General features: G+C 58.5%; 23 protein-coding genes. 9 read left to right on the forward strand and 14 right to left on the reverse strand.

Annotated elements, in window-relative coordinates; genetic code table 11:
- Positions 1–64: 64 nt before the first annotated feature.
- The 3 genes from Q0M74_RS02085 to Q0M74_RS02095 all read right to left on the reverse strand — a co-directional run bounded on the left by Q0M74_RS02085 (position 65) and on the right by Q0M74_RS02095 (position 4,175).
- Positions 65–301, reverse strand: a complete 237-nt coding sequence (locus Q0M74_RS02085) for an acyl-CoA carboxylase subunit epsilon (RefSeq protein ID WP_293951321.1) — start codon at positions 299–301, stop codon at positions 65–67.
- Positions 302–350: 49 nt separating this feature from the next.
- On the reverse strand, positions 351–1,964 hold the full coding sequence (locus Q0M74_RS02090; protein ID WP_293951323.1) for an acyl-CoA carboxylase subunit beta: 1,614 nt from the start codon (positions 1,962–1,964) through the stop codon (positions 351–353).
- 579 nt (positions 1,965–2,543) lie between these two features.
- Complete coding sequence (locus tag Q0M74_RS02095) at positions 2,544–4,175, reverse strand: acyl-CoA carboxylase subunit beta (RefSeq protein ID WP_293951325.1); 1,632 nt, start codon at positions 4,173–4,175, stop codon at positions 2,544–2,546.
- Between the two features lie 411 nt (positions 4,176–4,586).
- On the opposite strand from Q0M74_RS02095, the gene Q0M74_RS02100 reads away from it, so the two are divergent.
- The 5 genes from Q0M74_RS02100 (at position 4,587) to Q0M74_RS02120 (ending at position 8,243) form a co-directional block, all read left to right on the forward strand.
- Positions 4,587–5,393 carry a biotin--[acetyl-CoA-carboxylase] ligase gene (locus tag Q0M74_RS02100; protein WP_293951327.1) on the forward strand — a complete coding sequence of 269 codons (807 nt, stop codon included), beginning with the start codon at positions 4,587–4,589 and terminating at the stop codon, positions 5,391–5,393.
- A gap of 10 nt (positions 5,394–5,403) precedes the next feature.
- Complete coding sequence (locus tag Q0M74_RS02105) at positions 5,404–5,892, forward strand: hypothetical protein (RefSeq protein WP_293951329.1); 489 nt, start codon at positions 5,404–5,406, stop codon at positions 5,890–5,892.
- A gap of 27 nt (positions 5,893–5,919) precedes the next feature.
- On the forward strand, positions 5,920–7,146 hold the full coding sequence (locus Q0M74_RS02110; protein WP_293951331.1) for a 5-(carboxyamino)imidazole ribonucleotide synthase: 1,227 nt from the start codon (positions 5,920–5,922) through the stop codon (positions 7,144–7,146).
- Between the two features lie 136 nt (positions 7,147–7,282).
- Positions 7,283–7,783 carry a 5-(carboxyamino)imidazole ribonucleotide mutase gene (purE, locus tag Q0M74_RS02115; protein ID WP_293951333.1) on the forward strand — a complete coding sequence of 167 codons (501 nt, stop codon included), beginning with the start codon at positions 7,283–7,285 and terminating at the stop codon, positions 7,781–7,783.
- Positions 7,784–7,796: 13 nt separating this feature from the next.
- Positions 7,797–8,243 carry a YdcF family protein gene (locus tag Q0M74_RS02120; RefSeq protein WP_293951335.1) on the forward strand — a complete coding sequence of 149 codons (447 nt, stop codon included), beginning with the start codon at positions 7,797–7,799 and terminating at the stop codon, positions 8,241–8,243.
- Between the two features lie 224 nt (positions 8,244–8,467).
- Here the strand turns inward: Q0M74_RS02120 and Q0M74_RS02125 are convergent, their stop codons facing one another.
- The 10 genes from Q0M74_RS02125 to Q0M74_RS02170 all read right to left on the reverse strand — a co-directional run bounded on the left by Q0M74_RS02125 (position 8,468) and on the right by Q0M74_RS02170 (position 17,032).
- Entirely contained in the window at positions 8,468–8,686 is a 219-nt protein-coding gene (locus Q0M74_RS02125; protein WP_293951337.1) for a hypothetical protein, read from the reverse strand.
- Between the two features lie 94 nt (positions 8,687–8,780).
- Positions 8,781–8,993: a hypothetical protein gene (locus Q0M74_RS02130; RefSeq protein ID WP_293951339.1), complete on the reverse strand. Its 213-nt coding sequence runs from the start codon at positions 8,991–8,993 to the stop codon at positions 8,781–8,783.
- Between the two features lie 24 nt (positions 8,994–9,017).
- On the reverse strand, positions 9,018–9,854 hold the full coding sequence (locus Q0M74_RS02135; RefSeq protein WP_293951341.1) for a carbohydrate ABC transporter permease: 837 nt from the start codon (positions 9,852–9,854) through the stop codon (positions 9,018–9,020).
- Positions 9,851–10,891, reverse strand: a complete 1,041-nt coding sequence (locus Q0M74_RS02140) for a carbohydrate ABC transporter permease (protein WP_293951343.1) — start codon at positions 10,889–10,891, stop codon at positions 9,851–9,853. Before Q0M74_RS02140 ends, Q0M74_RS02135 begins: the two co-directional genes overlap by 4 nt.
- Before the next feature lie 256 nt (positions 10,892–11,147).
- On the reverse strand, positions 11,148–11,633 hold the full coding sequence (locus tag Q0M74_RS02145; protein ID WP_293951345.1) for an SRPBCC domain-containing protein: 486 nt from the start codon (positions 11,631–11,633) through the stop codon (positions 11,148–11,150).
- Positions 11,634–11,776: 143 nt separating this feature from the next.
- Positions 11,777–13,057 carry an ABC transporter substrate-binding protein gene (locus Q0M74_RS02150; protein ID WP_293951347.1) on the reverse strand — a complete coding sequence of 427 codons (1,281 nt, stop codon included), beginning with the start codon at positions 13,055–13,057 and terminating at the stop codon, positions 11,777–11,779.
- A 146-nt stretch (positions 13,058–13,203) separates the two neighbouring features.
- On the reverse strand, positions 13,204–14,208 hold the full coding sequence (locus Q0M74_RS02155) for an ABC transporter ATP-binding protein (protein WP_293951349.1): 1,005 nt from the start codon (positions 14,206–14,208) through the stop codon (positions 13,204–13,206).
- A 53-nt stretch (positions 14,209–14,261) separates the two neighbouring features.
- Positions 14,262–14,666, reverse strand: coding sequence for a DUF4282 domain-containing protein (locus tag Q0M74_RS02160; protein WP_293951351.1), 405 nt, complete (start codon positions 14,664–14,666; stop codon positions 14,262–14,264).
- A gap of 94 nt (positions 14,667–14,760) precedes the next feature.
- Entirely contained in the window at positions 14,761–15,423 is a 663-nt protein-coding gene (locus Q0M74_RS02165) for a TIGR03089 family protein (RefSeq protein ID WP_293951353.1), read from the reverse strand.
- A 43-nt stretch (positions 15,424–15,466) separates the two neighbouring features.
- Positions 15,467–17,032 (reverse strand): LCP family protein, encoded by a 1,566-nt coding sequence (locus Q0M74_RS02170; protein ID WP_293951355.1) that lies wholly within the window; start codon positions 17,030–17,032, stop codon positions 15,467–15,469.
- Between the two features lie 204 nt (positions 17,033–17,236).
- On the opposite strand from Q0M74_RS02170, the gene Q0M74_RS02175 reads away from it, so the two are divergent.
- From Q0M74_RS02175 to Q0M74_RS02190, 4 genes are all read left to right on the forward strand, one after another.
- Positions 17,237–18,103 (forward strand): glycosyltransferase family 2 protein, encoded by an 867-nt coding sequence (locus Q0M74_RS02175; protein WP_293951393.1) that lies wholly within the window; start codon positions 17,237–17,239, stop codon positions 18,101–18,103.
- Positions 18,104–18,253: 150 nt separating this feature from the next.
- A complete protein-coding gene (locus Q0M74_RS02180; RefSeq protein WP_293951357.1) occupies positions 18,254–19,348 on the forward strand; it encodes an NDP-sugar synthase in 1,095 nt (364 codons plus the stop codon).
- A gap of 478 nt (positions 19,349–19,826) precedes the next feature.
- Positions 19,827–20,075 carry a WhiB family transcriptional regulator gene (locus Q0M74_RS02185; protein WP_293951395.1) on the forward strand — a complete coding sequence of 83 codons (249 nt, stop codon included), beginning with the start codon at positions 19,827–19,829 and terminating at the stop codon, positions 20,073–20,075.
- Between the two features lie 192 nt (positions 20,076–20,267).
- Positions 20,268–20,768 carry a hypothetical protein gene (locus Q0M74_RS02190; RefSeq protein ID WP_293951359.1) on the forward strand — a complete coding sequence of 167 codons (501 nt, stop codon included), beginning with the start codon at positions 20,268–20,270 and terminating at the stop codon, positions 20,766–20,768.
- Positions 20,769–20,834: 66 nt separating this feature from the next.
- On the opposite strand, the gene Q0M74_RS02195 is transcribed toward Q0M74_RS02190, so the two are convergent.
- On the reverse strand, positions 20,835–21,290 hold the full coding sequence (locus Q0M74_RS02195) for a metallopeptidase family protein (RefSeq protein ID WP_293951361.1): 456 nt from the start codon (positions 21,288–21,290) through the stop codon (positions 20,835–20,837).
- Positions 21,291–21,395 lie beyond the last annotated feature (105 nt).

Here is a 21,395-nt window from a genome sequence, read left to right on the forward strand (position 1 = left end):
CGTCTGTGATCCCACCTGAGGTGGGATCACAGACGCCTCCTGCAAGGAAACTACTGGTGGAACCTTAGAAGAAGTTCACGTTCTGGAAGGCACTCGGGTTGTAGTTGACCGGACGCTGCAGACGCTCCTCCAGATTGCCCCACTGGTTGCGATCCTTGACAGCTTCCTCAGACGCTGCGGATGCAGAAGCCAGACCTGCGAACAGGATGGTCAGGGCAGCCACCTGGGTGTCATCCGGATTGCCGGACAGGACCTGCAGGAATGGCTTCTTGGGGGCCTCGGTGGTGGTCTCTTCAGACATGATTCTCCTTGTGGAAATTCTTCAAAGCTGGTCAGGTGCGACAAGCTGTTTACAGCGGGATGTTGCCGTGCTTCTTGGCAGGAACACTAACAACCTTGCGATCCAGAAGGCGCAGACCCTCAATGATCTGTCCACGGGTTTCAGATGGTGGGATGACAGCGTCAACGTAGCCGCGTTCAGCAGCCATGTACGGGTTGACCAGGGTCTGCTCGTACTCCTGCTCGTACTGCTTCATCAGTGCCGCGACGTCCTCGCCGGCAGCTGCCGCAGCCTTGAGCTCCTTGCGGTAGATGAAGCCGACGGCGCCGGAGGCACCCATGACGGCGATCTGTGCGGTTGGCCATGCGAAGACGAGGTCTGCGCCCATGTCCTTGGAGCCCATGACGCAGTAAGCGCCACCGTAGGACTTGCGGGTGATCACGGTGATCTTACCGACGGTTGCCTCGGCGTAGGCGTAGAGCAGCTTGGCTCCACGGCGGATGATGCCGTCGAATTCCTGGTTGGTGCCCGGCAGGAAGCCTGGAACGTCAACGAACTCGATGATCGGGATGTTGAAGGCATCGCAGGTGCGGATGAAGCGCGCAGCCTTCTCGGATGCCTTGATGTCCAGGCAGCCGGCGAACTGCATCGGCTGGTTGGCCACGATGCCGATGGCGCGTCCTTCAACGCGGGCGAAGCCACAGAGGATGTTCTCTGCGTAACCTTCCTGGATCTCGAAGAACTCAGCGTCATCCACGATGCGGGAGATGACGTCCTTCATGTCATAAGGCTGGTTCGGGGAGTCCGGAATCAGGGTATCCAGCTCGAGGTCGGTCTCAGTGAGGTTCTCCTGGATGGAGCCCACCATGATCTCGGCGTCTTCGCGTGGGGTTTCCGCACGGTTGTTGGACGGCAGGTACGACACCAGATCACGGGCCCAATCCAGCGCGTCGGAATCATCAGACGCGGTGTAGTGGGAGGTACCGGACTGGGACATGTGGGTGTATGCGCCGCCGAGCTCTTCCTGGGTGACTTCCTCGCCGGTGACGGTCTTGATCACGTCTGGGCCGGTGATGAACATCTTGGAGGTCTTGTCCACCATGATGATGAAGTCGGTCAGGGCAGGGGAGTACACGTGGCCACCGGCACAGGCGCCCATGATCAGGGAGATCTGGGGGATCACGCCGGATGCCTGGGTGTTGCGGTAGAAGATCTGGGAGTACAGCCCCAGGGAAACAACGCCCTCCTGGATACGTGCGCCGGCACCTTCGTTGATACCGATCAGGGGAACACCGGTCTTGATGGCCAGATCCATGATCTTCACGATCTTCTCGCCGTAGACCTCACCGAGTGCGCCGCCGAAGACAGCGCCGTCCTGTGAGAAGACACAGACCTTGCGGCCGTCGATGGTGCCGTAGCCGGTGACCACACCGTCTGTGACTGGACGCTTGGAATCCAGGCCGAAGTTCTTGGAGCGGTGGCGGGCGAGGGCGTCAACCTCCACGAAGGAGCCTTCATCAAGTAGGTACTCGATGCGCTCACGGGCGGTCTTCTTACCTGCCTCGTGCACCCTGTCCACGGAAGCCTGGCCCATGGGGGCCTGTGCCTCGGAAAGGCGCGCGCGCAGGTCTGCCAGTTTTCCGGCGGTAGTGGTGAGATCAGGTGCTGTCGTTGCTGCAGTCATGGTTTCTTAGTCTAAATCCTGGGGTGCGTTCGTGAGTAATGCATGGACGTCATCGCAGAGAAATCTGCTGCCACAGAGAAGGGACTGGCCCTCATCTGGCACTCCCCTGAGGGGGCGGCGGCGGTTGATGATTTTAGGACCGGTTGGAACATCGCAATGGTTTTGCGACTCTCACCTTTCGCTAACGGGAATGATAGTTCAATAGCCCTCACATGTCCCAGAATTGAATAGTTGGACTTCTCACCTTCCATTAAACCTCCAGCGTGGAGCAGGTATGACACGACCAGTCGACAAACTGACCATGAGATGGCCAACCCATGACCGCTGCAACTGTGAGGCCTCCGGAGGCGGGGTGGGGTTGTGGTGCGGCCAACACCCCGCAACCGTTCGCCAGGCGGACACTTTGGGGGGCTGTGGAACTGCTTCAGATGGGGAGGTGACTGCGGGGGTAACCTCTCCCCGGGGAAAGCATCCGGGCAGCCCTCCAGCGGCCCCCTGTGGAATGAAAGTCCAACACCCGCGCCATACACCGCAGGGGTGGGTGGACGCGGGTGGGGAAGGCAAACCGGCTTGAGGTTCTTAGAGAGGCATGTTGCCGTGCTTGCGGGCAGGACGGGTGACATTCTTGTGCTTGAGCAGACGCAGGTTGCGTGCGATCTGGCCACGGGTCTCAGATGGCAGGATGACCGCGTCGATCAGGCCACGCTCGGCGGCGAGGTAGGGATTGAGCATGTGATCCTCATACTCGCGCTCGAAGGACTGTGCCAGAGCGACGGTGTCCAGGCCCTTGGCATCGGCTGCCATGAGCTCCTTGCGGTAGATGAACTGGACAGCTCCGGCAGCGCCCATGACGGCGATCTGCGCGGTTGGCCACGCCAGATTCACGTCAGAGCCCAGGCCCTTGGAGCCCATGACGCAGTAGGCGCCGCCGTAGGCCTTGCGCATGGTCACAGTGATCTTAGGGACGGTGGCCTCGCCGTAGGCGTAGAGCAGCTTGGCGCCACGGCGTAGGATGCCGCCATACTCCTGGCCGGCACCTGGCAGGAAGCCAGGGACATCGACAAGCATGACGATCGGGATGTTGAAGGCATCGCAGGTACGCACGAAGCGGGCGGCCTTCTCGGAGGAGTCAATGTCCAGACAGCCAGCGAACTGGGTTGGCTGGTTGGCGACGAAACCAACGGACTGGCCTTCGATGCGGCCGAAGGCGATTACGACGTTCTCGGCGCGGTCAGCCTGGATCTCCAGGTATTCGCCATCATCGGTCAGACAGGTGATGACATCGCGGACATCATAAGGGGTGGTTGCGGAGTCCGGGATGATCTCATCGAGCTTGAGGTCATCGGCGGTGAGGTTCTCCTCGATGCCGCCCTCTTCCTCATCGAAGTCCTCGGCAGGTGCGTAGGAACGGTTGTTGGATGGCAGGAAGGATACGAGATCCTGAACCCAGTCCAGTGCGTCCTCATCGGTGGCTGCGGTGTAGTGGGAGTTACCTGCGGTGACCATGTGGGTGGTTGCTCCGCCAAGCTCCTCCTGGGTGATCTCCTCGCCGGTGACGGTCTTGATCACGTCTGGGCCGGTGACGAACATCTTGGAGGTCTTGTCCACCATGACCACGAAGTCGGTCAGTGCCGGGCCGTAGGCGTTGCCGCCTGCACAGGCACCCATGATCACGGAGATCTGGGGGATGACGCCGGAAGCCTGGATGTTCTGATAGAAGGTCTGGGAAATGAAGTCAAGGGAGACCGCACCATCCTGGATGCGGGCGCCGGCGCCTTCGTAGAGGCCGATCAGTGGGCGGCCGGTATCGATGGCCAGCTCCATGATCTTGATCATCTTTTCGCCATAAACCTCACCGAGCGCGCCACCGAAGACGGTGCCGTCCTGAGAGAAGATGCAGACCTCGCGGCCATCGATGGTGCCCCAGCCGGTGACGATGCCGTCGGTGGCTGGACGCTTGGTGCCGAGTCCGAATGCGGTGGTGCGGTGGCGGGCCAGCTGATCGGTCTCAATGAAGGAGCCTTCATCGAGCAGGTAATCAAGGCGCTCGCGGGCGGTGAGGCGGTTGGCCGCGTGGACCTTCTCTACGGCCTTTTCGCCCATGGGGAAGTGGGCTTCCGCACGGCGGGCCTTGAGGTCGGCGATCTTGCCGGCGGTGGTGTTGATGTCTGGGAGGTTGGCGACGTCAATCAAAGGTGAGGAAATGGTCATGTTTTGGAATCGTAGCCGTAGCTGGCGGCCGCGTCCACATTCCCAGGCGGGTGAATTAGGTCACATTTTGGGTTAGTCCTGCGTGTGGATAGTTTTTTGAGGTGAAACTTTTTCCGGCGTGTCGCACGGATCACCTTTTGACAGGGGCTGCGAGTTGTGAAGTGAGGGGAGACAGGACCTGTGTCCTGGAGCGTTCTGGGGCCTGAAACCGCAGGTGTGCGCAGGCTTGAGACGCTTATCCTGCAGTGACATGAGATGGTGGTGATCAGGCTTGTGGTGGGGGCTACACATGGGGTGCCGGTGGGGGGTGGGTGTGGGTGGGCAGGATGCCCCCGTCTCTCGGGTGCCTCAGAGGCGAAAAGGAGCGGTTGTTTCAACACCAACCACTGCCGGGGGACTAGATTGTCGGACATGAAGCACACTCCCGATGCACGCCGTCCCCTGGATATCACCCGCTTACGCGAAGTTCTGGTCGATGATGGCCCCTTTGCCCGCCTGGACTATTCACTAAGCACTGACTCCACCAATGCTGATCTCCTGCGCGCAGAACAGGATGGTGCTCCGGAATGGACGGTGTCCACCACAGAATTCCAGGATTCCGGACGTGGCAGATTGGGCAGGCCCTGGATTGCACCGGAGAAGGCGTTGGTGATGTTCTCTGTACTTTTCCGCCCAGATCCGGCGCAGTTATCCCACCTGGGGACCATCCCACTGGCCTGTGGTCTGGCGTTGATGGACACCCTCCGTGATCTCGGGGTGGACGGTGCCGGCCTGAAGTGGCCTAATGATGTGCTGCTCAATGCGAAAAAGCTCTGCGGAATTCTCGTGGAGGCGGCATCACTAGACACCCGACCAGCGGTGATCATCGGCATCGGCATCAACATTGATCTGACAACAGAGGAACTTCCCGTTCCCCACGCCACCTCCCTGTCGCTGGCAGGCCATGACATCGACCGCACAGATTTCCTCATTGCTGTGCTGGGGAATATCCGCACCCGCTTAATGGAATGGTCCCAGGGGGAGAACACCTGGCTGGATGCCTACCGTGAGGTTTGCTCCAGCCTGGGACAGGATGTCCGGGTAATCCTGCCCGGGGAGAAGGAACTGCTGGGTGTTGCCGTGGGCATTGCTTCCGGTGGGCAGTTGATGGTCCGGGATCAAAGTGGTGAGGTTCATACGCTCAACGCCGGTGAGGTGACCCACCTGCGCCTGCAGTAGGGTGGAAAACATGCCGGGGAAAGCAAACAACAAGAGAGTCACGAGCGCAGAACGCGTCTACGTGGATCTGACCTCCCCTTTATCCGCCATGCTCTTTCCTGTTCTAGAACTGATCATCATCACCGGAGTCTGCTGGATGGCCGTGGGATATTTCGACCGACTGCCGGACATGTTCGGTTATGTACCTGCCACGGACTTCCCGCCGGGGACCCGAGACCTGATCCTGGGAATCTGGGCAGTGTTGAGCCTCTGGCGTTTTGGACTGCCCCTGATCCGGCAGCGTCGTTATCGCATCACGGTGACAGACCGGAAGCTTCTGGTACGCCCCTCCGGACTGCGCTCCCGTTATGATTCGATTCCCCTCAGTTATATGCATGATGTTCAGCGACGTCGTAAAACACTGATCCTGGGGGTAGGCGGACAGACCCGTCCCTATGTGGTCAACAACGTTCCGAAGGCCAAGAAGGTGGAGTCCGTGCTGAAGGATCTTCGGTACTGACAGGTCAGCTGGCTATAGTTGAGCCTTGTGACTTCTCATGAAACCAACACCAGCCCCGCCCACCTTGATCTTGACGGAAATCCTGCGGCGCATGCCCCGGGGATGCCTGTCGTGGCAGTGATCGGCGATGGCCAGCTTGCCCGCATGATGCAGACCGAGGCCATTGAACTCGGCCAGTCGGTACGCCTACTGGCAGGTGCCCGGGACGCGTCAGCATCCCAGGTGGCAGCTGATGTGGTCTTAGGTGATTACACCAACATTGATGATCTCCGCCGCGCCCTCAAAGGTGCCGACGTCATGACCTTTGATCATGAGCACGTGCCCACCGAACACCTGCGTCAGTTGATCTCCGAAGGGGTCAATGTCCAGCCTGGTCCGGATGCTCTGGTCAATGCCCAGGACAAGCTGGTCATGCGCAGGCGTCTGCAGGAACTGGGTGCCCCCATACCACCTTTTGTCGCCATTGAGAATGCGGCTGATGCGCAGGCTTTCTTTGATGAGGTTGATGGTCAGGTGTGCGTGAAGGCCCGCCGTGGAGGCTATGACGGACATGGTGTGTGGTTCCCCGCATCGAAGGAAGAACTGACAGAACTCGTCGATAAGCTCCTGGCAGCTGGCACCGCACTGATGGCTGAGCAGAAGGTCGAACTTGCCCGCGAGCTATCCGCGATGGTCGCGCGCACCCCGTCCGGCGAGACGGCTGCATGGCCGGTTGTTGAATCCGTGCAGCGCAACGGCGTGTGTGCCGAGGCCGTGGCCCCAGCGCCTGATCTCTCATCTGAACTGCAGGAATCCACCCGCGCGCTGGCTGAACACATCGCCACCGAACTTGGTGTCACCGGTGTGCTCGCCGTGGAACTGTTCGAGGACACCGATGGGGAGATCTCCGTCAATGAGCTGGCCATGCGCCCCCACAACACCGGTCACTGGACCCAGGATGGTTGTGTGACCAGCCAGTTTGAGCAGCACCTACGTGCGGTACTGGACTACCCACTCGGTTCCACCGATACCCTGGCACCGTTCACAGTGATGGCCAATATGCTGGCCGCCGATGAAGATCCGGCTGAGCCGATGGCACGCCGCATGATTGAGGTGTGGGAGCGTTACCCCAACGCCAAGATCCACCTCTACGGCAAGGGTTTCCGCCCCGGCCGCAAGATCGGCCACGTCAACATGGTCGGCGAGGATGCGGACACCGTGCGCGCAGATGCTGCAGCAGCCGCCAACTACCTGGTCAATGCCACCTGGGCTTAAACCTGCGCTTTTCGACGCCCCACCTTGTCTCCGCCCCAGCCCTGTCCCCCGGCAACTAACCGGGTCGCAGGCGGGGCGGTTAGACTTTCCTACGGAAACTTAAATTCTTGAGGCACCGTTACCTGGAGGAAGCACAATGGCACCACTCATCGGACTGATCATGGGATCTGACTCAGACTGGGACACTGTTGAACCAGCCGCTGAGGCATTGGCTGAATTCGGCATCCCTTTCGAAGTAGGAGTCCTCTCGGCACACCGCACCCCGGAACGCATGCTCAGCTACGCCAAGACCGCCCATGAGCGCGGCATCAAGGTCATCATCGCCTGCGCCGGTGGTGCCGCACACCTGCCCGGCATGGTTGCCGCAGCCACCCCGCTCCCGGTCATCGGTGTGCCACGCGCACTGAAGGACCTGGATGGTCTGGACTCCCTGCTCTCTATCGTGCAGATGCCAGCCGGAGTACCTGTGGCCACCGTCTCCATCGGCGGTGCCAAGAACGCTGGCCTGCTGGCCGCCCGCATTCTCGGTGCCGGTGACCCGGCCCTGGTGCAGAAGATGGCTGACTATCAGGCAGAGATGGCTTCCCAGGTGGAAGCCAAGGACGAGGCGCTGAAGAAGCGCCTCATGGGCGAATAAGATCGTCACTGCTGTGAATCCGATTCTGGTGCTCGGTTCCAAGGTGGTGGATGGCCGTGTTGACCCACTCCTGGCCTCCCGCCTGGACCGGGCCGCAGAAATTGCTGGTAGACACCCCCATGTCCCGGTGGTGGTCAGTGGTTTAGATGAGGCCGCCCCCATGGCGGACTATCTCCGCGCCCGCGGAGTACAACACCTCCTCGAAGAACCCCGGGCCACCAGCACCAATGAAAACCTGGAAAACGCCCTCGCACTGCTCCCTGACACCAGGCAGTGGACCGTGGTCACCAGTGATTTCCATGCCTGGCGTACCTATCTCTGGGCCTGGCACCTCGGCATCCCCATCACCGTGGTCACCGCTATAACCCCAGCACACATGCGCACCCAGATGTTTTTGCGGGAATGCCTGGCACTACCGCACTCCACCCTCCGGGTGCTGTGGCGGAAGTTTAGAGGCTAACTGACCTGGTAGGTGAGTTCGACGAACTGTCCCACCTGCTGGGTGCCACTGAGATGGAGTCTGTTGCTTTCCATCCGGGAGGAAGACCGGTGTCATGGTGAGGATGATGCGATCCAGAGCGCCAGCACCGAAGAACTGACCGGCTGGTTCTCAACCACCTATGACCCACAGATTCTCTACATCTGTGAGAATCCGTGGCAGAGCATCGGCCCCAGAACTGTTGATCAACCGCACGTTGGTTCCCTCATACACTGGGAGATTCCGGGAGGTGAAGACCCAGGTATCGGGCGTTGACCATAGGAAGTGGTGAGGTCCTCAGGCTTATCCAGCGCACCCAGCAGCCATTCATAGATGGTGGATCCCATGATCAGGGCATCAATGGTATCCAGGAATGAGGCGATATCAGCTTCCGCATCAGATGCGCGGGAGACATCGAAAACCACTGCAGTGAGTCCTACTCATCTGCAATGAAACCATTGAGAGTGGTGGCGCAGTTATACGTGATGGTCATGGACACCAGAGTGCAACGGGGACCCCCTATTTACGACGGGCCCGCCACATGGCCACGGTGGCGAGTACTAACACCAAAGCCAGGAGCGCAGGCCAGACCTTCGGTTCCGGCTGGACCACATTGACGGCTGCCTGAACCACAGCCAGAAAAGCAAAGAACCCCAGGAAGCCGATGAATGCATCCAGCTGCAGATTCCTGCGCTGTGCCTCGGAGTGATCCTGGGGGTCCCTGTTGCTCATGGCAACCACTCTAGTCCTGAGCCATTAAGCCTTCACACCACCGGCTGTCAGGCCGGAGACAATCCGACGCTGGAAGATCAGCACCATGATGATCAACGGAACCGTCACCAGGGCACCTGCAGCCATCACGGAGGCGTAGGGGTACTCGAAGGAGTTTGGTCCGGAGAAACGTGCAATCGCCACAGTGACCGGCTCCGTGGCGGTGGTGGACAGCTGGCGGGCCAGCATGAACTCATTCCAGGAGGCAATGAATGCCAGAATCGCGGTGGTGAACAGGGCAGGTGCAGCTAGTGGCAGGAGGATCTTGCGGAAGGCCTGCCCACGGGTGGCACCATCCACACGTGCCGATTCCTCCAACTCCCACGGCAGTTGTCTGAAGAAGGACACCAGTGTGTAGATGGTCAGGGGGAGCGCGAAGGAGATATTCGGAATGATCAGGGCCTGGTAGGTGCCGATCCAGCCGATGTCACCAAAGAGCTGGAACAGGGGAGTGACCAGGGCGATACCCGGGAACATGGAGGCTGCCAGGATGATGCCGGTGACAATGCCCTTGCCAGGGAAGTTCAGGCGTGCCAGGGCATATGCGGTGAATACTCCCACGACCACTGCCAGGATGGTGGTGGTCAGACTGACAATCAGGGAATTACCGATCGCCGCCAGAAAGTTATTGCCCTTATCTGTGGCCAGGGCGTCCCTGAAGTTCTGCAGTGTGACATGGGTGGGCCACGGGGTGGTGTCGAAGGTATAGCGAGAATCGCGCAGTGCGGTGACCACCATCCAATAAAATGGTGCGAGACCCCAGAAGAGGATGAACACCACACCGGCGTAGTTCATGATCAGATTCTTGGTTTTCTTATTCATGATGAGGACACCTCATTGGCTACGGCAGCACCGGTGATGCCTACTCCGGCTCCTGCTATCTCAGGTTGTTTCTTCTGTTTGCGACGACGTTTGGTCTTGGCCATGCCACGCTGGCCGGAGACATCCGCCCCTAAGAAGCGGATCATCACAAAGGCCACGAAGAAGATGAGCAGGAAGATCAGGGTAGACAGTGCAGAAGCTGAGTTGAAGTTGTTCTGACGCATATCCTCCACCACCAGCTGGGAGATGACCGCAGTGGGGGAGTTGGAGGAACTAGAGATCATGATCACCGGCAGGTCATACATACGCAGGGCATCAAGGGTACGGAACAACACAGCCACCATCAGTGCAGGCTTGACCAGTGGGAGGGTGATCTTGGTGAACTGCTGCCACGGGGTCGCACCGTCCACACGTGCTGCCTCATAGGTGTCTCTGGGGATCATCTGGAGTCCTGCGAGGATGAGCAGTGCCATGAACGGCGTGGTCTTCCAGACATCAGCCAGGATGACTGCGGCGCGCGCCGCCCAGGGATCAGTGGTCCAGCTGATACTCAGACCGAAGAACTCATTGATGATGCCCCGCGGTGCAAAGAGGAACTGCCACAGCTTCGCAGTCACAGCAGTGGGGATCGCCCAGGGGATCAGGACAGCCGCACGAACCAGTGCACGACCGCGGAACTCCTTGTTCATGATCAATGCCATGCAGATACCCAGGACGGTTTCGAGAGTCACGGTGACCACGGTGAAGAAAAGTGTGATGCGCAATGCCGGCCAGAAATCAGTGGCCAGGGTTCCAGGTGGGCAGACACCCACGGTGCCATCGGAACTCATACAGCGTTGTGTCAGCCAGTAGAGGTAGTTCTCCAGACCAGCGAAACCGCCGTCGGTGAACAACCCGGTGGTGGGGTCCAGACCTTTATCCGCCTGGAAGGACAGCCAGATGGCACGGACAATGGGATACCCGATCACCACCGCCAGAACAATCATGGCAGGCGCGATCAGCCACATGGCTGAACGGGCTTGTTTCATCTTGGCCATGTTTCCAGCGCTCCTTGAGATTGAGGGGAGTGGACAAAGGGAACTAAAAAGAAAAACTTGTTAGTTGGATCATAGAACCCCGGTGGTGGTGAAGGAACAGTCACCTACCCCCTGGATGGCCCTCCGGAGGCTGGTTGTATAAACGTTGACCTGTGGGGGACCTTCCCCAGAAGCCACCGTTTGTGGTTACACAGGATGGGAAATAGTGTCAAAGGTTGTCCTCTCCCACCGTCAGTGCAACCGTCCCCCGGGCCACCTAGGAATAGAAGTCTTCGCGCAGCAGCACCCCGTGTTCCAACCACACCTTCAGGGCTGCCAGCATCCCGGTCCATCTCATACAGCTGCCAAAGGCTCCCTGGGATCCACCAGTAGTGACCTTCCAGCCGTATTCCGTGATGGTGACCTTCGTACGGGTGTAGTCATCAACAGGTTCGAATGTGATGCTCACCCGGGTCACCCCGTCACCGGACACGGTGTCCATACCCTCCCACTCGAAGATCACTGTCCGGGAGGGGGAGACTTCGATCACCCGGACTGGAAACCTGCCGGGGAAGTCAGCGAAATCCCACGTCACGGTGGCACCTGTGTCCATGCGTCCGCGGGCACCGCCGGTGGCGAAGTATCTGGAGAGCTGGCGTGGATCCACGATCGCCTCATAGACCTGTTCGGGGCAGCGGGAGATGAAACTGAAGATGGAGAAGGATAACTCCTGGAGAGATCGGGGAGACAGCTGGGATGACATAGAGACTCCTTGGGCCAGAGAATGTGAAACGCAACTGAGGTGACCCCATGATGACAAAACTCCGGCCACCTGGTGTGATGACCGGAGAATTATGTGTGCTGCAAGCTACTTGATGCAGCTTGTGATGGGGGGGCGAAAGGCTCTTATTGTGAGGCGCTTTCGATGGCAGCCTTCATATCGGCGGTTGCCTGGTCAACATCCACGTCGCCGTTGATGGCTGCGTAGGCGTTGTCCTGGACTGCCTTGGAGATGGCTGGGTAAAATGGGGAGACTGGACGTGGTGCTGCGTTTTCCAGGGACTCCTTCAGTGCTGGCAGGTATGGGTACTGCTCGATGAGGGACTCGTCATCGTAGATGGATGCGAGCACCGGTGGGAAGGAGTTGTCGGCGAACCAGGTCTGGTTCTCCTCGTTGATGATGAACTCGATGAAGTCGCGGGCAGTTGCCTTGTTCTCAGAGTTGACGTTGATGCCGTTGTTGTAGCCACCCAGGGTGGATACGCCGACGCCGTCTTCGCCCACGAGTGGCTGGACCTCGAACTTGCCGGTGGTTGCTTCTGCATCCTCGGCGTTGGTGTACATGTATGGCCAGTTGATGGCGTAGGCGGTTTCCCCCTCGGTGAAGGCCAGGTTGGTCTCCTCCTCGGTTGCCGCAGTGGAAGCAGAGGCGATGGTGCCGTCCTCGTAGCCGTCGACAAGTGCCTGCAGGCCAGCCTTGGCCTCGTCGGAGTCGACGGTCACGTTGCCGTCCTCATCCAAGACGGAGCCGCCCCAGCCTTCGATGAAGCCGATGGTGTTGACGGTCAGACCTTCGTACTGCTTGAGCTGGGTGGTCAGGCAGTCAACCTCTGCTTCTTCAGCAAGGGTGCAAGACTCCACCAGATCAGCCCAGTTCTCAGGGGCCTCTGACACGATCTCGGTGTTGCGGTAGAGCAGCTGGCCGTTGGTGTTCTGCGGCAGTGCGTAGAGGGTATCCATGTAGGTGGCGGAATCAACGGTGGATTCCAGCAGTCCGGAGGTGTCCACCTCGAGGTCGCCCTCGAGCGGTGCCAGCCACTGGTTGGCCGCGAAGTCAGCGGTCCAGATGACGTCGAGAGCCATGACGTCATAGTCGGAGTTGCCAGCCTGCAGGGACTGGACAAGGGTTTCACGCTGGGCGTCAGCCTCACCCGCGAGCTCGTTCAGGGTGACCTGCTCATCGGGGTTTTCTTCGTTCCACTTATCGATCACCGGAATGATCTTGTCAGTGTCATTCTTGCCCATGGCGAAGGTGATCGGGCCGCGGCCCTCTTCGTCACCGGTGGCGGCAGTGGTGTCGGTGGTGGTCTCATCGGAGGAGTCTGAGCTGCAACCGGCGAGTGCGATTGCTGCGATCAGGGTGGTTGCGGCAAGCGAAGCGCCGGTCTTGCGGGAAATTCTGGACATATTTAAGTCACCTTTCTTAGCAACAGGTAACCTAAATCTAATGATCCAGAACACTATCGCGCACGAAAATTCTGAAAATCACCCCCGCAGTAGGGGCGGAGAACACGTGCTTATGGCCGCGCCTTCCCCGCGATCGGGGGCAGGGGCTAGGTGAGACGCTCGCCGCTGTCAGGATCAAAGCGGTGAGCGGCAGCAGCATTGAAGGCGAAACTCACGGTGTCCCCGGGTGCAGGCACCTGCTCATCTGCCCAACGGGCAACCAGACGCTCGCCCCCACAGGTGGCATAGACATAGGACTCAGAACCCAGTTCCTCCACGATGTCCACCACGCCCTCCACCACGGTGTAACCAGGCGGCACCTCAGCAGCTCCAGCGATCATCGCCTCGGGACGTACCCCCATGGTGACACCGTCACGGGGGAAGAGGTTCATGGAGGGGGACCCGATGAAACCAGCGACGAAAGCATTGACAGGGGCATCGTAAAGCTCCCTGGGCGGGGCGACCTGCTGCAGCAACCCATCCTTGAGCACCGCCACCCGATCACCCATCGTCATCGCTTCCACCTGATCATGGGTGACATACACGGTGGTGGTACCAAGACGACGCTGCAGAGACGCAACCTCAGCACGGGTCTGGACACGCAGCTTGGCATCCAGGTTAGACAGCGGCTCATCCATGAGGAACACCTTCGGATTACGCACCAGCGCACGGCCCATGGCCACACGCTGACGCTGTCCCCCCGATAGATCCTTCGGCTTACGGTCCAGGAACTCCGTGAGGCCGAGAATCTCCGCAGCCTCACCCACCTTGGCGTCAATCTCCGCCTGCGGCATCTTGGCCAATTTCAGGGCAAAACCCATATTTTTCGCCACCGACATGTGTGGATAGAGCGCATAGTTCTGAAACACCATCGCAATATCACGCTCTGCTGGCTCCTGCCCGGTGACATCGCGACCACTGATGCTGATGACACCGGACTCCACCTCCTCCAAACCCGCCAAGGCCCGCAGGGTGGTGGACTTGCCACAACCAGAAGGACCCACGAGCACGAGGAATTCACCATCAGCGATATCCAGATCGAGCTCATAGACAGTGGGACGCTCCGCGCCGGGGTAGCGGATGGAGACTTTGTCGAATGTGACCGTTGCCATGCTTGATTAAGTTACCAGGAGCATAGGGCACACAGGTACAGACAGTGGGTTGATCAGGGTTTCTGAACGAGCTTCGACGTGTTTTCTGCAGTCTTGACCGCTGAAACGACGAACTCCAGGAAGAGACGAGTCATGATCAGGGAGAAGAGTGTCGCCAGGCCGACCGGAATCCAACCCAGGATCAGAATGAAGATAGCCCTGCCCACCAAGCCACTGAACAGTGCGCCGAAGAATGGCAGTAGCCAACCGATAAACATGGCCACGGCAGCGACAATCAACGCGAAGACATAGATGAACTTGGCAAACTTCAGAGAGATGAAAGAATCAAAGTTGGCATCGAAGAGTGTCTTGAAAAACCCTTTGGCCTCGGTGGTCGTGTTGGTACCTGTCTGCCAGGATTGTGGACCGTCTGGGTTGGGTCCTTCATTGTGTGGGTAGTTGTTCTCGGGATAAGCCATCAGAGACTCCTTTGCAATGGAAACAAAACAGTCTCTGAGGTTAGACCAGATAATTTAATGTGCCAGTCTTGCTACCCCTGTGGGCTAGCTACCGCTAGATACGGGTGTCCACCTTCTCTGACAGGGAAATCTGATCCAGACGATCAGTGTCTGCAAGTCCTGATACCACGACTGCAGAACCCCCGGCTGCCAGTGGGGCGAGAACCTGCTGCTTGAAGCTTTCTGCATCTGACCAGCCGGTGCTCAAGACACGGGCCTTCGGGGTCGCCCCGGAGTCACCGACAATGTCAGGGAGAATGCGGGTGGGGTTGAAGAACTGATCACCATAGAAACGGACTGTGGGGCCGAAATCGATGGCTCCCTGTGGAAGCTCACCACCACTTTCCACCACACCGCGACCGAAGGGGTCATCGCTGACCAGCACCACATCACCATGGCCACTGTTGATCTCAAAGCGATCAGGGGAGGTGAACACGACATCAGCACCTGTCACACCCTCGTGGCCGAAGGTGACCTCCACCTCGGTGGCAAGTGCACCCAGCACGATCACGGCTGTCTGCCAACCGACGGGAAGATCAATCGCGATGGTGGAATCCTCATCCAGATCGAGCTCCTCCAGAAGCATGTTTCCCACCTTTGACGCCCAGTTATCCAGGGTGATGGCGGAAAAGTCCAGGCGGGCGCCAGTGGTTTCGTTATAGACGGTCAGGCGCGGGGAAGCGGGGTCTGTGGCAAGAAGATGAGAAAGCAGTTGCATGGCACCCAGATTAGGGAAAAATCCGTATCTGGGTAGGGGACAACTAGTTCACACAGCGGGGGCCATCGCCGCCGGCGTCGATCTCCGGGCTGAGAATCGGGTCACCGGAACCATCTGCACCGGGCTGACCAACAGAGCTTGGGTTTGCTGCAACCTCAACATTCGGGCCAGCATAATCAATGTGTGGGATGACGATGATGGTGTCGGAATCCAGGGAATCATTCTGCATGATCGGCAGTCCGCCTAACTCCTCAGCGATGGTGATCGCCTGTGGATCAGTGGTGTCGGATGCCAGAACCTGGGACTCAAAGTAGAGGCCCTCGATGGCATTACCGGTCTCTTCGATGGTGAAGCCGAGCCCCTCGAGGTGGGCTGCCACACCACTGGCAAGACCAGCGGTGCCGGAACCGTTGAGAACATGGACCATCGTGTCGGCGTTATTGGTTTCTGGGGCGGGCTGGTCACCATCACCACCAGGAGAGTCCTGTGGTTCTGGTTCCTGACCACCGAGGGCGTCTTCAAAGAATGCCTGAACCTGGACCGGGTCAACCGTGACCACGGACTCGCCATAATCACCGACACCATCGATCGAGGTGACAGGAATGGTGGTGAAGATGACATTGCCACCGGCGAGGTTCTGCAACTGGGTGGCAAAACCCATCACGTCCCACCCCTCGTCGATGATGACTGAGCGCATGACGGCGTCGGCAAGCGCAGAGAGCTTCGCCGGGTTGGTCAGGGTGCCGGAGGAGAGAACCTGGTTAACCAGGGAGGCCATGAAAGCCTGCTGACGGACGATACGGTCAAGGTCACCGCGGGGGAGACCATGGCGCTGGCGGACAAAGGACAAGGCGTCAGAACCACCCAGGGTTTGACGGCCCGCAGAGAAATCCGCACCGGACAGAGGCTCATTGACCGCATTATTCAGGCAGACATCAACACCACCCACGGCATCAGTCAGCAGCACAAACCCGAGGAGACCGATCTCCGCATAGTGATCAACGGTGATGCCGGTGAGATCAGACACTGCATCAATGAGGCCTTCGCGGCCAGACTCTTTGGAACGGGATTCCAGTTCTGCATCATTGGTGAAACCCTGCTCAACAAGTTCAGCCTGGCGGGCATCCTTGTGAGCACCATAAACACCATTGATCTTCATGTTTCCGTAATCATCATCACTGATATAGGCATCGCGGGGGATGGACACAGCAGTGGCGGAGGATCCGTCATTGGGGACACGAATCACCATGATGGTGTCAGTATTGTCATTTTCCTCATCACCGGCACGCAACATCGCGATCTCATCATCGGAGAGACGGTTTCCCTGGGCATCAGAACGGGAGTCAGAACCCACGAGAAGGATATCGGTGGCACCATCTGTAGCCTCGCCATCCTTCACACCCTCACCACCACCGAGTGTCAGGTTGCCGGCATTAGCCACATCACCGATGCTGCCGACCGCGAAATATCCCAGCCCTGAGACCAACAACACCAGCACAGAAAGGAAGGCCACGATGGAACGCACAGCCAACGGCCCGGCCTGTTTGGTGGACTGCAGTGCTGCAGGGGCTGCCTGAATATCCCGGACGGGGCGGTACTTTTCGGTCACGGTATTTGCAAACCCTTCATGGACGGAAGTGGTGGAGACCCTTGAGTTCAAGGCCCTTCGAAAAAGACAATAAAGATACTGCCTAGGGATTCTATGACAACTGCTAGCTATTTCCTCAACGCCTGTCGGGAGTGGCGGATGTTTAACCCATGAGTGAACGGCTAAGCTCTGGTGGCTGTGAGCAATCAAAATCCACCCATCGCCGTGATCACGGTGACGTACTCCCCTGGAAAATACCTGGCGTCCTTTTTGGATTCGATTCCTGCGGCGACAGACCGTGACGCTGTTGTCATCATGGCGGATAACGGATCAACAGACGGGGTCCCTGAGCAGGCGGCGAAGGAACGCGAGAACGCCGAGTTCCTGCCCACCGGTGGCAACCTTGGCTATGGCACCGGTGTGAACGTTGCCGCACGTTCCCTCAAGGAGCGTCGCGACGCCGGAAAGATCGATGGAGAGTTCTTCATCGTCTCCAACCCGGACGTGGTCTTTGATGAAGGATCCATTGATGACATGATCGCGTGTGCGAGGCGTCATCCGGGTTCCGGAAGTGTCGGACCGCTAATCCGTGAGGCAGACGGTTCCATCTATCCCAGTGCCCGGGCAGTCCCCACCCTGGGCAATGGCATCGGTCATGCATTATTCAGTTGGATCTGGAAGGCAAACCCCTGGTCGGCTGCCTACCGTGATGATGAAGACATGCATTCAGAACGCGTCGCCGGGTGGCTGTCTGGATCCTGCCTGTTGTTGCGCTGGGAAGCCTTTGAGCAGATCGGCGGCTTTGATGAGCGCTATTTCATGTACATGGAGGATGTGGATCTGGGCGACCGGTTGGCCCGGGCGGGATATGACAATGTGTTCTGTCCCTCTGCGCAGATCACCCACGCCAAGGGCCATGTTGCTGGAAAGCACCCGGAGCTTCTCCTTCCCGCACACCATGAGAGCGCCTACCGCTTCCAGGCTGATCGTTTGTCCAAGCCGACCCAGGCGCCGATCCGGCTTGCACTGCGTGTCGGTCTGAAGGCCAGAGCTCTGGTGGCCGTACTGATTGCCAAGATCCGCAGGGCATAGGTAATACTAGAATTCATCAGCTTTTCATCTTGTGGTCATCATTTACGTAATCCGTTGCGGAAGATTTCAGATACATCCTGCACACCCATCATGATCTGAAAAGTCCACGTTCCACCGCCCTCATTGCACAGAGAGTGAAACCAGAAAAACATGTCTGAATCTGAAAACCCCACCCCGGTCAATGTGGATGCAGTCATCCTCGTCGGTGGCAAGGGAACCCGCCTGCGCCCGCTGACGGTCAACACCCCCAAGCCGATGCTGCCCACCGCTGGCTTTCCTTTCCTGAAGCACCTGCTGGCCCGCATCAGGGCTGCCGGCATCACGCATGTGGTTCTCGGGACCTCCTTCAAAGCCGAGGTTTTTGAGGAATACTTCGGCGACGGTTCAGAACTGGGACTGGAGATCGAATACGTGGTGGAGGACAAACCACTGGGAACCGGTGGTGGTATCCGCAACGTCTACGACAGGCTGCGTCATGACACCGCCATTGTCTTCAACGGCGATGTGCTCTCCGGTGCGGACCTGGGTTCCATCCTGGACACCCACCGTGAGAAGGAAGCGGACCTGACGATGCACCTGGTGCGTGTGGCCAATCCCCGCGCCTTCGGCTGTGTACCCACCGACGATGAAGGTCGCGTTGAGGCATTCCTGGAAAAGACCGAGGATCCCCCGACAGATCAGATCAACGCTGGTTGCTACGTGTTCAACAAGGAACTCATCGCATCCATCCCGGAGGGACGCGTTGTCTCCGTGGAACGTGAAACCTTCCCACAGCTGCTGGAGGAGGGCAAGCGTGTCTATGGGCATGTGGACACCTCATACTGGCGTGACATGGGTACCCCGGAGGACTTCGTTCGTGGCTCCGGTGACCTAGTTCGCGGCATCGCCTACTCACCATTGCTGGCAGGTAAGACCGGTGAGTCACTGGTGGACCCATCCGCAGGAGTGCGTGATGGTGTGATCCTGCTCGGTGGTACCGTGGTTGGTCGCGGCACCGAGATCGGTGCGGGCTGTCGCCTGGATGACACCGTGGTCTTTGATGGCGTGACCATCGAACCCGGAGCTGTCATTGAGGATTCGATCATCTCCTCCGGCGTCACGATCGGTGCAAATGCCCGGATTTCTGGTTGTGTGATTGGTGAAGGCGCGCAGATCGGTGCCCGGTGTGAGCTCACCGCCGGCATGCGTGTCTTCCCCGGTGTGGTTATTCCGGATGGCGGCATCCGTTTCTCCTCGGATCAGTAGTTCTGATCCGGGCGGAAGTCACATCCGGGTAATTACATTCGGGTGACTTTCCGCCTTCCATGGTGGACTCTGAAGAGTGCCGCGGGAAGCGGAACTGGAACCAACATTTTCAGAAATAAGTTATTCCCAGCATCTGGACGACACGCCGATGTAGTGGCCGTTTGGTGGGAATCAACCCCCAGCCCCCAATATCTAGTACCCCCGTGATGTACCCCCATCACGGGGGTTTTGTGACTGTTGTGACTGTTGTGAAACTGGCAGGGGCATCTTTTATGGATTTTCCTAATATCAGTTGACGGCTTATCATTGGCCCGTGTGTAATCGGAATGTGTAACCAATGCGGATTGGCAACTAGACTGTGACCAATTCGAAACCAGATTGACTGACCTGTGAAGTGAAGGGGGGCGAGGGCGTGGAAGATACAGCAGGACAGCCTGCACTGCATATTGCAAAGTCCCAGACTCGTTCCGCACTGGAAATGACTCTGGACGATCTTTTTGGTGCAATGGAGCAGGAATGGCAGGAGCAGGCGCTCTGTGCGCAGACTGATCCGGAGGCATTCTTTCCGGAAAAAGGCGGTTCCACCCGCGAGGCCAAGCGAATCTGCCAGGCATGCCCGGTTCAAGACGACTGTCTTGAATTCGCCCTTGAAAATGATGAACGTTTCGGTATCTGGGGCGGTCTCTCCGAGCGGGAGCGCCGCCGACTCAAACGTGAAATCAGTTAACCCCATCATCAACAGGGGTTATATGTGAAGCCGGATCCGCCATCGTTGTGGCATGGGGATCCGGCTTATTTTTTACCCTCCTACCGGCATATTTCACCGACAACCATCAGCGTTAAAAGAGTCGATGAGCAGAAAACTCCTCTAAGGTAGTGAAGTCTGTTTAAATCTGAAAAATGAAAGGTGGGCTCATCAGTGACCCTCTCCAAGAAAGCCCAGGCCGTTGTCGTCAGCATCGTCGTGATCTGGCTGGTGGCCATCGCGGGACTCGTTGCTGCCACTGCCATGACCCAGGCCGGAGATAATTCCACAGCCCCCAACACAGGTGCACTGGAGCGTAATGTCGCCGGAGTGGAGGAGATGGGTCTCAACGCCACCGCTTTTGCCTTCTCTGATATCTACGGAGATGAATATGGGGCCGCTGGAATTCTGTGTGCTGGTGAAACCACTGAGAGTATCGCCCAGAACTTCGGCCTCGGTGCTGCAGAGCTGGAACCACTCGAGCTTGGCCCCGAGGGAATTCCCGCCGGAGTCAGCTATATCGCCCTGGCAACCCAGGACGGAAAGGTTGATTTCGACAAGATTGATTCCTCCAAGGTTGAGCTCTGCCAGACTCCGATGACCGGTGTTTTTGATACCCGCTCCATGATGCCGTTGAGTAAGATGGGACCGGGCCTGTGGGCTCTGCTGGGCTAAAGACCGCCTGAATATACCGGGGAATCAGGGGAGAAAATCCCAGGTCCCCGGTGTTTTCATCTCAGGTCAGTATTGGAACCCGGGGTCAATATCGTGGGGTTCGATGTTGAGGTAGTTGGCCACCAGGGAGATCAGAACATGGGTGAGGAGCTCATGGCGTTCGATCTTGTTGGTCACTCGTTGTTCGATCGGCATGCGGAAAATCACGATGCGGGCACGGGTCGGGTTGCCCTGCGGGTCAATCGCCGGGGGGATGACGCGACCAAGCGGAACCGGACCATCGGCGGTGATCTCATCGGGGAGGATGGACATGTCAGCACTCAACCGCATGCGGGGCACTGTATCCACCGCAATATCAAGATTGCTCAGCTCTTTGTGGTAGATGCCGTACAGGGGGCCGTAGGCTTCCAACACAGCACGGTCAAAAGCTTTACGACGAGAAGCCTGGCGCGGCACCGCAGCCGGCAACACGGGGCCACGTACTCCACGACCGTGTCTGTCCCGAAAAGATCTCGTGTGCATAAGACAAGATTCTAAACCGGGTGAGCAGGTAAAAGCAGTCACCACGCCGGGGAGCAGGGTGGGGGAGTGCGCGTCGTGACTATCCAAACCTCAACCCAGGGTCTA

Source organism: uncultured Corynebacterium sp. (assembly GCF_945649885.1).
Lineage (GTDB): Bacteria > Actinomycetota > Actinomycetes > Mycobacteriales > Mycobacteriaceae > Corynebacterium.

What these genes read in the sequence shown, in the direction of transcription:
- Q0M74_RS02085 (WP_293951321.1), bottom strand. Translation starts at nt 301, where the DNA reads ATGTCTGAAGAGACCACCACCGAGGCCCCCAAGAAGCCATTCCTGCAG.
- Q0M74_RS02155 (WP_293951349.1), bottom strand. Translation starts at nt 14,208, where the DNA reads ATGGCAACGGTCACATTCGACAAAGTCTCCATCCGCTACCCCGGCGCG.
- Q0M74_RS02150 (WP_293951347.1), bottom strand. Translation starts at nt 13,057, where the DNA reads ATGTCCAGAATTTCCCGCAAGACCGGCGCTTCGCTTGCCGCAACCACC.
- Q0M74_RS02100 (WP_293951327.1), top strand. Translation starts at nt 4,587, where the DNA reads ATGAAGCACACTCCCGATGCACGCCGTCCCCTGGATATCACCCGCTTA.
- Q0M74_RS02105 (WP_293951329.1), top strand. Translation starts at nt 5,404, where the DNA reads ATGCCGGGGAAAGCAAACAACAAGAGAGTCACGAGCGCAGAACGCGTC.
- Q0M74_RS02145 (WP_293951345.1), bottom strand. Translation starts at nt 11,633, where the DNA reads ATGTCATCCCAGCTGTCTCCCCGATCTCTCCAGGAGTTATCCTTCTCC.
- Q0M74_RS02195 (WP_293951361.1), bottom strand. Translation starts at nt 21,290, where the DNA reads ATGCACACGAGATCTTTTCGGGACAGACACGGTCGTGGAGTACGTGGC.
- Q0M74_RS02140 (WP_293951343.1), bottom strand. Translation starts at nt 10,891, where the DNA reads ATGGCCAAGATGAAACAAGCCCGTTCAGCCATGTGGCTGATCGCGCCT.
- Q0M74_RS02185 (WP_293951395.1), top strand. Translation starts at nt 19,827, where the DNA reads ATGACTCTGGACGATCTTTTTGGTGCAATGGAGCAGGAATGGCAGGAG.
- Q0M74_RS02130 (WP_293951339.1), bottom strand. Translation starts at nt 8,993, where the DNA reads ATGAGCAACAGGGACCCCCAGGATCACTCCGAGGCACAGCGCAGGAAT.
- Q0M74_RS02090 (WP_293951323.1), bottom strand. Translation starts at nt 1,964, where the DNA reads ATGACTGCAGCAACGACAGCACCTGATCTCACCACTACCGCCGGAAAA.
- Q0M74_RS02135 (WP_293951341.1), bottom strand. Translation starts at nt 9,854, where the DNA reads ATGAATAAGAAAACCAAGAATCTGATCATGAACTACGCCGGTGTGGTG.
- Q0M74_RS02095 (WP_293951325.1), bottom strand. Translation starts at nt 4,175, where the DNA reads ATGACCATTTCCTCACCTTTGATTGACGTCGCCAACCTCCCAGACATC.
- purE (WP_293951333.1), top strand. Translation starts at nt 7,283, where the DNA reads ATGGCACCACTCATCGGACTGATCATGGGATCTGACTCAGACTGGGAC.
- Q0M74_RS02180 (WP_293951357.1), top strand. Translation starts at nt 18,254, where the DNA reads ATGTCTGAATCTGAAAACCCCACCCCGGTCAATGTGGATGCAGTCATC.
- Q0M74_RS02160 (WP_293951351.1), bottom strand. Translation starts at nt 14,666, where the DNA reads ATGGCTTATCCCGAGAACAACTACCCACACAATGAAGGACCCAACCCA.
- Q0M74_RS02165 (WP_293951353.1), bottom strand. Translation starts at nt 15,423, where the DNA reads ATGCAACTGCTTTCTCATCTTCTTGCCACAGACCCCGCTTCCCCGCGC.